The sequence below is a fragment of the Shewanella sp. DW31 genome, assembly GCF_015767295.1.
Classification (GTDB): Bacteria; Pseudomonadota; Gammaproteobacteria; order Enterobacterales; family Shewanellaceae; genus Shewanella; species Shewanella oncorhynchi.
The window spans coordinates 149468-162664 of the sequence record NZ_JADWMP020000001.1; the positions used below are offsets into that span (position 1 = coordinate 149468).

Here is a 13197-nt window from a genome sequence, read left to right on the forward strand (position 1 = left end):
TTATGCGTTTCTTATCTGCGCAACGGTTGAGATTAATACACGTCTTTTTGGTAACGTTTATCGCTGCGCAGGGTTTCAAAATAGGCTTCGGCAGCTTCGGTATTCAAACCACCGACTTCGACAGCCACCTCAATCAAGGCTTGGTGAACATCTTTCGCCATACGTTCAGCATCACCACAAATGTACAGATGCGCGCCGTTTTGCAACCATTGCCACAGGGCTTGGCCTTGCTCTTTAATGCGGTGCTGCACATAAATCTTATGAGCTTGATCGCGTGAGAACGCCACATCGATACGGCTGAGATCGCCATTTTTCAGATACTGTTGCCACTCAGTTTGATACAAGAAATCCTGCTCAAAGTGAGGATTGCCGAAGAATAACCAGCTATCGCCTTGAATACCTTGGGCTACGCGCTCCTGCATAAAGGCACGGAACGGCGCAACACCGGTACCAGGGCCTACCATGATCACCGGTGTTTCTGGATTTTCGGGTAAACGGAAATGCTTGTTCGACTCAACATAAACCTTAACTTGCGTGCCTTCCTGCGCAGACGCTAAGAAGTGTGACGCGCCGCCAAAACGTGCTGAGCCGTGGCGCTCATCTTCCACTAAGGCCACAGTTAAGTGGACTTCTGTTTCGACTTCGCTTTGACTTGAGGCGATAGAGTAAAGTCTTGGCGTTAATGGACGCAGTAGCTCAAGCAGTTTTGCTGCATTTAAGGTTACTGAGTTATTTGATAACGGATACTGAGTGACTAAATCGGCAAATTGATGCTTAAGGATAAAGTGGCGCACTTGTTCTTTATCTTCGCTCAATGCCAGCAGTTCTGCGCTGCCGCTCAATTCGGCCCATGCTTTGACTAATCCAGGGTATAACTGAGTCAATTCTTTCTTATCAACCAAAGCCTGCTTAAGGGACAAGGATTCAGTACCAAGGGTCACTAACTCATCGGCGGCTAATGACAAACCCGCTAAGACTTCATCGACTAAGACTTCGTTATTACTAAACCACACACCAAGGGCATCACCCGCTTGATAGGTTAAGCCTGAGTCGCCAAGGTCGATTTCAACATGGCGCACATCTCGGTCTGATCCACGGCCGGTAATTTTTTGGCTCACAAGCACTTCGGCGCTATAGGGGTTTTGCTTAGTAAATTCACTTTCGCCAATCGCTTTAGCGGTGCCGATGGATACCACACTGGCGGACGAGGTTTCGATTAGCGGCTTAACGGCCTCTAATACATCGGCGTGCCACTGGCCCGCGGCAGCTTCATAATCCACATCACATTCAATTAAAGGTAATAGTGATTTAGCACCGAGTGCTGCTAGGCGGGCATCGAAGTCTTTACCGGTTTGGCAGAAAAATTCATAGCTAGAATCCCCCAGCGCCAGCACTGAGTAATGTAGATTGTCTAACTTAGGGGCACGTTTCGATGCTAAAAACTTGTGTAATTCAATCGCATCATCCGGCGCTTCACCTTCACCATGGGTGCTGACCACCAATAAAAGCACAGCTTCTTGCTTTAATTGGCGAACATTGTATTCGCCCATTGAAGCCAGATTGACCGCATAACCTTGCGCCTGCGCCTTATCGGCGAGCGCTTTAGCGACACCACGGCCATTACCCGTTTGGCTGCCATAGAGAATAGTCACAGTTTGAGCCGTTTGCGCCTGTGCGGCAGGCGCTAATTGGCCCGCATTGGCTGTGGCAGCAAGATAGCCACTCACCCAGGCCAATTGCACAGCACTTAACTCAGAAGTGAGTTGTTTTAGCTTATCGACTTGTCCTTGAGACAATGGCGAAGCCAGCGATGAAAGTTCTTTTAACAACATGAGACGGCCCTATGACAGTGTAATGTCCACAAGCTTATCGCGGTTTAAGAAAAGCAAAAAAGAATAAAATAGGATTTTTAATTCCATTTTGGAATATACAAAGTGCAAAATTTAAGCTACAAAAGTGTGCACTGGTTAAAAGTTTTTGATCCGACCAGTGCAGAAACGGCCTGCTTGAGAAATATGCACTTGTGCCAAGCTAAAGTATTGCCACAATGGTCATTAGCCTGTCGAACAATAATTTCTGTTGCCCACAGAATAGTTTGTTTTAAAAACAAAAAGTGTCCATCCTAGATTGAATGCCCTAACTGACTCGAATCACCCGCCGAATAAACGCTGGTGACGACAGATTTTGCAGTTGAGTACGATGAAGGAAGAACAGCAGGCGGAACGATTATATAAACCATCAGGGAGTAGTCATGCAGATTGGAATACCGAGAGAAAGTCTCGCCGGTGAAACTAGGGTCGCCGCGACCCCAGCCACCGTTGAGCAGCTTAAAAAACTCGGCTTTGAAGTTGTTATTGAGGCCAATGCAGGTCAACTGTCAAGTTTCGATGATGCAGCTTTTGAAGCTGCGGGCGCGAAGGTGACATCAAACGTTTGGCAAGCCGATCTGATCTTTAAGGTCAATGCGCCAAGCGACGCCGAAATTGAACAAATCAAAGACGGGACGACTATCGTCAGCTTTATTTGGCCCGCACAAAACCCTGAGCTGGTTGCGAAGTTAGCTAAACGCAAGATCAACGTGATGGCAATGGACATGGTGCCACGCATCTCCCGCGCCCAGTCACTTGATGCCCTCTCCTCTATGGCAAACATTGGTGGATATCGCGCCGTTGTTGAAGCCGCACATCAATTTGGCCGTTTCTTTACTGGCCAAATTACCGCTGCTGGTAAAGTACCGCCCGCCAAAGTGTTAGTCATTGGTGCTGGTGTAGCTGGCCTTGCCGCCATTGGTACTGCTGGTTCGCTTGGCGCCATAGTGCGCGCCTTCGATACCCGCTTAGAAGTGGCCGAGCAAATCGAATCTATGGGCGGCCAATTCCTTAAACTGGATTTTGGTAACGAGGAAGGTGGTTCATCGGACGGTTATGCTAAAACCATGTCGGATGAATTTATTGCCGCCGAAATGGCACTGTTTGCCGAACAAGCCAAAGAAGTCGATATCATCATCACCACAGCGCTAATCCCTGGTCGTCCAGCGCCTAAGCTCATCACCAAAGCCATGGTTGATAGCATGAAGAGCGGCTCAGTGATCGTCGATTTAGCCGCTGCGACGGGTGGTAACTGCGAATACACGCAATCGGGTGAGCTGTTTGTTACTCCTAACGGCGTAAAAGTGATTGGTTATACCGACCTTCCCGGTCGTCTACCGGCGCAATCCTCACAGCTTTACGGCACTAACTTAGTCAACCTGATGAAGTTAATGTGTAAAGAAAAGGACGGCACAGCCAGCATCAACTTTGATGATGTAGTCATGCGCAATATGACAGTGATTAAAGAAGGTGAAGTGACCTTCCCGCCACCACCGATTTCTGTTTCTGCGGCGCCAGCAAAACCAGCGGCGAAAATCGAGCCGAAAAATACCACTCCGAAGGCACCATCTAAGCTCAAATACGTGCTCGCCGCCTTAGGCGTTGCTGGATTTGCTGCCGTGGCATCGGTAGCACCACCAGAGTTCCTGTCGCATTTCACAGTATTCTTGCTGTCCTGCGTTGTTGGCTATTACGTGGTATGGAACGTATCCCACTCACTGCATACGCCTCTAATGTCAGTCACTAACGCGATTTCTGGCATTATCGTGGTCGGCGCCCTACTGCAAATCGGTCAGGGTTCAACTTTGGTCACTGTACTGGCGTTTATCGCCGTGCTGATCGCCAGTATTAACATCTTCGGTGGCTTTACCGTCACTCAGCGCATGCTGAAGATGTTCCGTAAGGATTAAGGGGGTTTAACGTGTCTCAAGGACTGGTAACAGCAGCTTACATTATTGCCGCCATTCTCTTCATCTTCAGTCTCGCGGGACTGTCGAAGCAAGAGACGGCAAAACACGGCAATTTATTCGGTATCTTAGGTATGGCAATCGCCCTACTGGCTACCATTTTCAACCCCGATACTAACGGAATTGCGTGGATCTTAATCGCTATGGTGATTGGCGGCGCGATTGGTATCCGTTTAGCACTAAAAGTCGAAATGACTGAAATGCCTGAACTGGTTGCTATATTGCACAGCTTTGTGGGTATGGCCGCGGTATTAGTGGGTTTCAACAGCTTTATCGACTTACACCCACAGGAAGTATCACAAGTCGTGATGGCAGTCGGTGGTGATATCAATACGACCCTCGCCGCAGTACAAGATGCGCTAAGTGAAGCGGTGAAGACCGCCAGCAAAGAGCACCTCACTGGCGCTATGCTTAACATTCACTTGGTCGAAGTCTTCCTCGGGATCTTCATCGGTGCGGTGACCTTTACGGGTTCTATCGTTGCCTTTTGTAAGTTACGCGGACTGATTTCATCTAAACCTCTGATGCTGCCACATCGCCACAAGCTAAACCTAGTCGCAGTGCTAGTGTCTTTAGCCCTGTTGGTATACTTCGTACAGACAGGCGGCACTATGCCAGCACTGCTGTTGATGACCTTGATTGCCTTCGCCTTTGGCTGGCATTTAGTGGCATCCATTGGCGGCGCGGATATGCCAGTGGTTGTGTCTATGCTGAACTCCTACTCAGGTTGGGCAGCGGCAGCGGCAGGCTTTATGTTGTCGAACGACCTCTTGATTGTGGTCGGCGCGTTAGTGGGTTCATCGGGTGCGATTCTGTCTTACATCATGTGTAAGGCCATGAATCGCTCATTTATTTCAGTTATCGCGGGCGGCTTTGGCACAGATGGTGTGGCCTCGACTGCCGATGAAGAAATGGGTGAATACCGTGAAACCAACGCAGAAGATGTGGCGGATATGCTGAAAAATGCCACTTCAGTCATCATCACTCCGGGTTACGGTATGGCAGTGGCGCAAGCGCAATATCCTGTTGCGGAAATCACCCAAAAACTACGTGATCGCGGCGTGAAAGTGCGTTTTGGTATCCATCCAGTTGCTGGTCGATTACCAGGCCATATGAACGTACTGCTCGCTGAAGCGAAAGTCCCCTACGATATCGTGCTCGAAATGGACGAAATCAACGAAGACTTTAAAGACACAGATGTCGTGCTCGTTATCGGCGCCAACGACACGGTTAACCCCGCGGCAATGGAAGATCCAGGCAGTCCAATCGCAGGTATGCCAGTGCTGGAAGTATGGAAAGCGCAAAACGTGATCGGCTTTAAACGTTCGATGAACACAGGTTATGCCGGCGTGCAAAACCCACTGTTCTTCAAAGAAAATACCCAAATGTTGTTTGGGGATGCTAAGGCCAGTGTTGAAGCCATTTTAAAGGCACTTTGAGCTTGATTTAATATCAACAGAATAAAAATCGTTTAGGCGATAAACACTATTCTAAAGAAATGAAGGGAGCCACTGGCTCCCTTTCTTTTCACATTTTTTTAAGCCTATTAAGCTAGTCTCTGCGCCAATATGATGCGAGGCTTATCTGCCCACAATGCTGATATGCTTAATGTAAGCTAAAACAGTAAGTTAAATTTAAAGCTGGTTTAAGGAAATAATAAATGTTGCTTGGGCTGTTTATCCTGTCTGCCGTATTAATCAAAACCTCATTACTCGGGCTTGGCTGGATATCGATTACCATCGGCCTGAGTGGGTACCTGTTTTGTCGATGGTTTAATATCAATTTAGATATCAAACTGATTGATAAATTTAAACGACTCTTTATCACTGGCGCGGCCCTGCATCTTCTCGTCTATATCGGCTTAATCACTAAGCTTTTCCTTATCGACAGCTTTGAAGACTTGCCCACATTCCTGATAAGTCACTTAGTCTTTCACCACGCAATCAGTGCCGTGATTGCTGCCGCATTAACCTTCTTGGCGATTCGCATCTATCTACAACAGCAAAAATTAACTCAAGCCTATCGACAGGAATTAAGCTAACTCAACAAGGTTTTGATGACAAATACCGACGGAGAAAATCTGGCTAGATTCATCGTTAGCTTAAGTGCCATAAAATAATGGGGACTAAAGCAGATCATGCAGAAGTGTTGTCAGCAACACTGAATTCATCAATGGATTCAAACATCAGTGATAAGAATGACCCCTGATGTTTGGGGGGAGCTAAGCCAAGATACGTTAGTCGACGGCAATATCGTTATCTTTAAGCCCTTTTGACAGGGTTTCATAATTCGTTTTGAGTTTTGGCAAAGTATCTTCTTTGATTTTACTCAATACATTTTGCAACTGATCCTTACCGTAAGAAACGCTATAGTGACGGGTTTCAATATTGTTAATGATCTTCTCAGATTCTAAATACAAACGACGAATATCAGACAAAATATCACTCGGTGTTTCTAGCGCATTGGCAGAATAGCGCATGTTATCCCAGACAAATAATCCCATCTGCGGATGCATTTTCACTAAACTATTACTACTCACAGTCTCAACTGTGTCAGCGTAATGGCTCAAGATTTCAACATTGTCACTCACTTCGTCATATAGGGCATGACGCAAATGATAGTTATTCTGCATATTACTCAGGGCATCAAATTTAATTGCCTGTGACAACCCTTCTTGCGCGGCTAAGTACACGCCAACAACAGTCGCAATGATTATAAAAATCTGACTCACCCAAAAACTGGTTTTGATAAGCTCAGTGTTATCAAGCTTAATGGCGCGTTTAGGCATATCTGCCTCATTAGAAATGGGTGTCATGTCCATATGTTTTATCCTGTCAAATCAAGAGTAAAAGGCAATATCACTAACTTAAATCATTATTGAATGGTCATCCTACACTATTGGGGTATGACTTACCTCAGTACAAATCACGATTTTTACCCACAAAAAAGGAGCCATCAGGCTCCATTTTTATATTCATTGGTCAGTCTATTATGCTGCTTTTGCCACATCAAAATTGGATAGCAACATCACAGCTGTACGGCCTAATAAATGGTTGATCGTGCGATCGCCCGCTAAGCCTAACTCAGCAATCGCTTGCTGACGCGCTGTACTCACCGCTCTAAAGAGGGTGATTTCATTGTTGGCACCACCACAAAGACTAAAGAACAGTCTCAATACTGCACGGTAATGTTCTTCCTGCATTGCTTGCATCCAGGATGTTTCCAATGCCTCTTGGCTAGAAAAATCCAGCGCAGCAACAAATAGATTGCCGATACGACTATCTAAACGAACAAGAAAATCGCTTTTGCGTGGAAAATGGTGACTAATACCTGTGCGACTAATACCCGTTGCTTCAGATAACGTAGTATAAGACATAGTCTCAAAGCCGATAGTCAAAATTTGTCTTAACGCTTCATCCATAATTTGATTTATGGTTTGCTCAGTTTGTACTCGCGAGCGCTTAGCCATAGTAATGTCTCCCCTCTTATTTTTAGGGGGAAAGCTTACCAAAGCCGCTCAGGGATTACTGCTGTTCACTGGGCCGTAACCAGCGTATTTCACTTTTGTTCAGCTAGGGTTCAGTTTAAAACAGGCTTCACCACTGATTTAATTAACACATTCATAACATTGAATTTTGTACCAACCAGTTATGTGCTTTTTCTTCGCCCATGAGTAAAACGAACGTCGGTTGGAGATAGTGTCCAAGATCGGCTTTTCGCCAAAATAGATATTCAGGAAGGGGTTGCAATACACTCGCGCCAAAAGTGCGTTGCATTAAGCTCGAATACTCACCTAATAATCTCGGCTCTAATTGCTCGGCTTTAGGGTAAAAATTCGTTAAAAAGTCCCGATACTCGGTAAATTTAGCCACTTGAGCAACATCATATCGATGAAACACTTGTATCAACATTGGCGAACTCCAATGCGACAAATGTTTCTGGCTTGTTAATGCATCAAGGTTACGTCTGTGGTATTGCTGCCACGCCAAGGCAAAATCATTTTTCTCCCGTGCGATACGCCAAACCAAATAAATGTCGGCTAGCCATTCATGTTGATATGCACTCAAGTGAGTCGGTAACACAGAGCCTTGCAGAGCAAGGTTCTCCAAATGACCAAGCTCATGCCATAGGGTTAATTGCGGCTGTTCAAGCAAAGGTAATTGATAGGTCACCATATCAACACTGGCTAACTGTACTTGTGGTGTCAGCGGCTCATTCACTAAGACTAGGCCCGCAATTTTATTGTCATCGACGGGCATGACCATGGCACTTCTGCGGCCTAAATCAAGCCTAAATTGTTCGAGAGTTGCAGGAAGCTGCACCAACACTTGCTCTGGCAATAATGCCAAGCAAGTATCAAGTTCAGGTAAAGGGCAAATCAAAGCCTGCTTATCGGCAATGGGCGTCCAAGTCAGGCTAGATGCGAATGCCAGAGCGACTAAGCTCACTGATTCGCCATGATATTTTGTATAATCGCCGTGGTTGAAATACCATCCTCAAAGCCCAGCACTTGAACTTGGCCACCGGCGGCAATCACTTCAGCGCCACCAGCAATATCCTCAAGCTTATAATCACCACCTTTGACCAGCAGATTTGGCAGCAATCGAGTAATGATGCGCTGCGGCGTATCTTCACTAAAAGGCACAACCCAATCGACAGAAGCTAAGCCAGCGAGCACAGCCATACGACGATCAACCTGATTAACTGGACGGCCTTCACCCTTGAGGCGTTTAACCGAGGCATCATCGTTTACCGCGACGATCAAACGATCGCCCAAAGCTTTCGCCTGTTTAAGATAGCTCACGTGGCCCGCATGTAAAATATCAAAGCAACCATTAGTCATCACCACACGTTCACCGCGCAATTTGGCTTGCTCTAAGGCGTAGGCCAGTTGATCTTCACTCACCACCCCAAAACCCGATTCTCCATGGTGCAAAGCTAAAGCTTCGATAAGCTCAATGCGGCTCACGGTAGAAGTGCCAAGTTTACCGACCACAACGCCTGCGGCGGTGTTCGCAATCGCACAAGCTTGCGGTAAATCGGCGCCCGCGGCTAATGAGGTTGCTAAGGCTGAAATCACAGTATCGCCAGCACCCGTCACATCATAGACTTCACGGGCAACGGTAGGAATGTGCAACTCAGGCGCATTAGCGGTCACTAAGGTCATGCCCTTTTCAGAGCGGGTCACTAAAATGGCATCAAAATGATGTTGCTTGAGTAAGCCACGGGCTTTTTCTAGCAGATCGGCTTCAGAGGTCACAGTGCCAACAACTGCTTCAAACTCGCTCATATTTGGGGTAATGAGTGACGCGCCATGATAACGACCAAAGTCACTGCCCTTAGGATCGACTAATACCATCACACCTTTCGAACGCGCTAATGCAATAAAATCTCGCGGCTGATCGATAGCGCCCTTTGCATAGTCGGACAACACCACGACATCGACAGAATCGAGTAAGGCCTCGGATTGTTTCAATAAACGCACGCTATCGGCCTTGTCGAAGGCTTCTTCGAAATCGAGGCGGATAAGCTGCTGATTACGTGATAACACCCGCAGCTTAGTGATGGTTGGTTTATCAGTAATACTTAACCATTGGGGTTCAACCCCTAAAGTTTGCACACCGAGCGTTAGGGCATGGGCAGTATCATCTTGGCCGACGAGCCCGGCAAGTTGAACTTGCCCCCCTAATGTCGCGATATTGAGCGCCACGTTGGCCGCGCCGCCGGGTCTGTCTTCGACTTGATTAATCTTCACCACAGGTACGGGGGCTTCAGGGGAGATACGTCCCGTAGGGCCAACCCAATAGCGGTCTAACATCACATCGCCGACGACTAACACTCTGGCTTTTTCAAATGCTGGCAGAGAAACCTTCATAGTGCTCTTATCTTTATGCAGAAATTAAACCGTGATTGTACCTAATTTTCAGCAAAAATTGAGTTAGAATGAGCAGTAATTTTCAAAAGTAGTGAGTATTTTTGTGGTCGAGAAAGCCGAGTTTTCATCTTCTTTATATCATCCTAAGCATTGGCCCATGTGGTTTGGCGTATTTTTGATGCGTTTAACTCAGCTTCTACCGCTTCCTTGGCAGATGACGCTGGGGAAGGGATTCGGTCGCTTAGTAATGAAATTCGCAGCTGGCCGCACCCACACAGCGCGCCGTAACTTGACCCTCTGTTTCCCTGAAATGGCGGAAGCACAGCGAGAAGATTTACTCACGCGTAACTTTGAAGAAACGGGCAAAGCCATTTTCGACACCATCAATGCATGGTGGTGGTCCGATGAAAAAGTGCAGCAGCACATGAGCATTACAGGCAAAGAACACGTGCAAAACACACTCGATGCTGGCCACGGCGTCATCCTCTTTGCCGTGCATTGTTTACCGCTGGAAATGGGCGCACGTATCTTCGGCCAATTTCAACCCGGCGTGGGAGTGTATCGCCCACACAACAATCCTGTGATGGAATACCTCCAAGTTAAAGGCCGTTTACGCTCGAATAAAGGTCTCGTTTCTAAACGCGACTTGCGCCAAATGATACGCTGCCTACGCAATCCCGATGTGATTTGGTACACGGCCGATCAAGACTTTGGCCGATCAAGCGCGGTATTTATCCCATTTTATGCCATGCCAGATGCGGCAACGATTACCGGTGCCACCACGTTAGCTAAACTCGGCAAAGCTAAAGTCCTGCCTTTTTTTGTGGAACGTACCACAGATGATAAAGGCTATCGAATTGAAGTGATGCCACCGCTGGATAATTTCCCCGGCGAAGATGAATTAGCCGACGCGATTCGCGGTAACAAGATTATCGAATCCATCATAGATAAAAACCGCGCCCAATATATGTGGTTACATCGCCGCTTTAAGACCCGTCCCGACCCAACGGACAAATCTTTATATCAGTAACTCATTCAGTTTTTGAATACAAAAATGCCAGCAAATAAGCTGGCATTTTTTATGGTAACTTCCGATAGTAAGGACCATCTAGCACATAGGATTAGAGCGCATTCTCAGTCGGTAAACGAATACCTACGTTAGTGACTTTACCTTCATACAGCCCCGCCACCACCCAATGCAACGACTGCCAGTGGAACTGATCCCCAAGTACAGGATTAGCACCAAGCTGAGATACCACAAGGTCTGCGACTGTCATATCATCAGCGAGATTATCTAAACTCAAACCATAAATAGGCGCGAGATCCGCAAGCTTAACGTCTGTTTCAATAAAGAAATCACCGAAGAATCGTTGTACTTCTTTATTTTCTGGCGCTTGGCTAAAGAGGTTACTCAAGGCTTCTAAACTTTTCTCCTGACCCAGCACACAAAGTATATCGCCCGCCTCGAGACGAGTGCTACCCGATGGATGCAGCAAAGTGTCATCCCTAAATACCGCCGCAATCCGTGTCCCATCTGGCATAGCCAAGCGCTTTAGCGGCTCACCAATACACCACTTACTTTCACTCAAACGATAGACAAACACTTCCCATTCGCTGCTCGGGTAAATTTCAACTCCCGAGCGCGAAACGGGTAACGGCTTTGGGGGCAGTTCCACCTTAGCTAAACGCGCTGCTGTGGTCAAAGATGCTCCTTGAACCAGCAACGACACTAATACAACGAAGAAGGCTAAGTTGAAGTACAACTGAGCACCCGGTAAGCCCGCCATCATAGGAAATACTGCTAAGATGATAGGCACAGCGCCGCGTAACCCCACCCAAGAAATAAACCAGCGATCGCGACTGCTGAAGCTCTTAAATGGCAATAGACTGATCCACACGGCGACAGGGCGAGCAAATAAAATCATTCCGAATGCCAGAGCAAAACCTGGGATCATAATATCGACTAAATCTGAAGGGGTAAGCAATAGCCCTAATACGAGGAACATGCCGATTTGACTGACCCAAGTCATACCATCCAGTACGTTCAAAATCGCATGACGGCCACGGGTTGGCTTATTGCCGAGGAACAGACCCACTAAGTAAATCGACAAAATACCGCTACCACCCAGTTTGTTGGACGCTGCATAAATAATCAAACCACCGCTTAAAACTAAAATAGAGTACAGACCATCAGCTAACTTGCTTAAATTGACGAGCTTCCACAGCATCCAGCCGCCGCCCAAACCTAAACAGATCCCCAGACCAAATTGCTTAATAAAGCTAATAAGCATAAAGCTGAAGGACAACTCACTGTCGACATTGGCAAGAATGGCAATCAAGGTTACGGTTAAAAATACCGCCATAGGATCGTTACTGCCGGACTCAATTTCTAAGGTCGCACCAACCCGCTCGTTAAGGCTACGCCCTTTAAGCAGGGAAAATACCGCAGCGGCATCGGTCGAGCCCACAATCGCGCCCACCAGCAAACCTTGCAACCAATGCAAGTCGAACAACCATGCGGCCATCATGCCGGTAATACTGGTCGTAATGGCAACGCCAAAGGTCGCCAACGATAATGCAGGCCATAGCGCCACCCTAAAACTGGCAACGCGGGTGCGCATACCGCCATCGAGTAAAATAATCGCTAAGGCTAAGTTACTGACTAAATAGGAAGTTGAATAATCATCAAACTGGATTCCACCAAGGCCATCTTCGCCAGCCAAAATACCCACAGCGAGGAAAATCAATAAAATAGGGATGCCCAAACGGGAAGACATAGGACTAAGTAAAACACTCACTGCTGTAAGCAAGGCGCCAATCAGAAAAAAACTATTGATGGAATCTGCATCCACAAACGCCTCCTTAATACAGGTTGTTTAGTTAAACGATAGACAAATCACCGAGGTTAAAAATGACTCAACTCACAATTTTATGATTTTATATTAGCACAAAAATATCGAATTATTGGAGCGTTAAATATTAAATTTCAATCATCTACATAAAAAATGTCATAAAAACAACTTTCTATTAACCTTTAGATAAAGGCTAACGTAAAACCTAAAGGATAGCAGAACATCTCCACACGACTTAATAAGCATTAAAATAAATAAATATCAAATAGTTAAAAATAACAAACTGAACGTAAACTCAAATCATTCAAGCAAAACTCAGCTCACAAACCTGTATAAACTAACGGTATCATGACCAATTTAGTGTCAGATAAAATAATGTCGTGTAAAGGGTGAATATTTGAACATTATCCTTAAGCTAATTGTTTTAACTCCATTTATTTGCCAATGAGATGATTTAAACTCACTTTATCCGATGAGCAATAGCCTTGTGAGAAAAGGACCACACACTGTTTTCCCAAAACAAATCAATTCAGTTCCAGTAACGCCATACATGCTCGCCATTCAAACAGACGCGTTTTAGATTGGTTAATTTTTTCATCAAGCAGGAAGGCATGCACAAGACAATTGAGTACAGC

General features: G+C 46.3%; 10 protein-coding genes. 4 read left to right on the top strand and 6 right to left on the bottom strand.

Annotated elements, in window-relative coordinates; translation table 11 throughout:
* Positions 1–32: 32 nt before the first annotated feature.
* Positions 33–1832 carry an assimilatory sulfite reductase (NADPH) flavoprotein subunit gene (locus GWI56_RS00625; protein WP_198571844.1) on the bottom strand — a complete coding sequence of 600 codons (1800 nt, stop codon included), beginning with the start codon at positions 1830–1832 and terminating at the stop codon, positions 33–35.
* A gap of 419 nt (positions 1833–2251) precedes the next feature.
* Between GWI56_RS00625 and GWI56_RS00630 the strand changes: the two genes are divergently transcribed.
* The 3 genes from GWI56_RS00630 (at position 2252) to GWI56_RS00640 (ending at position 5876) form a co-directional block, all read left to right on the top strand.
* Complete coding sequence (locus GWI56_RS00630; protein ID WP_198571845.1) at positions 2252–3778, top strand: Re/Si-specific NAD(P)(+) transhydrogenase subunit alpha; 1527 nt, start codon at positions 2252–2254, stop codon at positions 3776–3778.
* A gap of 11 nt (positions 3779–3789) precedes the next feature.
* A complete protein-coding gene (gene pntB, locus GWI56_RS00635; RefSeq protein WP_198571846.1) occupies positions 3790–5274 on the top strand; it encodes a Re/Si-specific NAD(P)(+) transhydrogenase subunit beta in 1485 nt (494 codons plus the stop codon).
* A 221-nt stretch (positions 5275–5495) separates the two neighbouring features.
* On the top strand, positions 5496–5876 hold the full coding sequence (locus GWI56_RS00640; RefSeq protein ID WP_105251574.1) for a hypothetical protein: 381 nt from the start codon (positions 5496–5498) through the stop codon (positions 5874–5876).
* 195 nt (positions 5877–6071) lie between these two features.
* On the opposite strand, the gene GWI56_RS00645 is transcribed toward GWI56_RS00640, so the two are convergent.
* The 4 genes from GWI56_RS00645 to hldE form a co-directional block, all read right to left on the bottom strand.
* Positions 6072–6656, bottom strand: a complete 585-nt coding sequence (locus GWI56_RS00645; protein ID WP_198571847.1) for a hypothetical protein — start codon at positions 6654–6656, stop codon at positions 6072–6074.
* 168 nt (positions 6657–6824) lie between these two features.
* Entirely contained in the window at positions 6825–7304 is a 480-nt protein-coding gene (locus GWI56_RS00650; protein ID WP_006082899.1) for a TetR family transcriptional regulator, read from the bottom strand.
* Between the two features lie 151 nt (positions 7305–7455).
* The gene (locus GWI56_RS00655; protein WP_198571848.1) at positions 7456–8283 is read right to left on the bottom strand and encodes a hypothetical protein; all 828 of its coding nucleotides are present in this window, start codon (positions 8281–8283) and stop codon (positions 7456–7458) included.
* A complete protein-coding gene (hldE, locus tag GWI56_RS00660; RefSeq protein ID WP_113939015.1) occupies positions 8280–9710 on the bottom strand; it encodes a bifunctional D-glycero-beta-D-manno-heptose-7-phosphate kinase/D-glycero-beta-D-manno-heptose 1-phosphate adenylyltransferase HldE in 1431 nt (476 codons plus the stop codon). Before hldE ends, GWI56_RS00655 begins: the two co-directional genes overlap by 4 nt.
* A 103-nt stretch (positions 9711–9813) precedes the next feature.
* Between hldE and GWI56_RS00665 the strand changes: the two genes are divergently transcribed.
* Positions 9814–10740: an LpxL/LpxP family Kdo(2)-lipid IV(A) lauroyl/palmitoleoyl acyltransferase gene (locus GWI56_RS00665; RefSeq protein ID WP_198571849.1), complete on the top strand. Its 927-nt coding sequence runs from the start codon at positions 9814–9816 to the stop codon at positions 10738–10740.
* A gap of 91 nt (positions 10741–10831) precedes the next feature.
* Here GWI56_RS00665 and GWI56_RS00670 read toward each other — a convergent pair whose 3' ends face one another.
* A complete protein-coding gene (locus GWI56_RS00670) occupies positions 10832–12562 on the bottom strand; it encodes a potassium/proton antiporter (protein WP_105251569.1) in 1731 nt (576 codons plus the stop codon).
* Positions 12563–13197 lie beyond the last annotated feature (635 nt).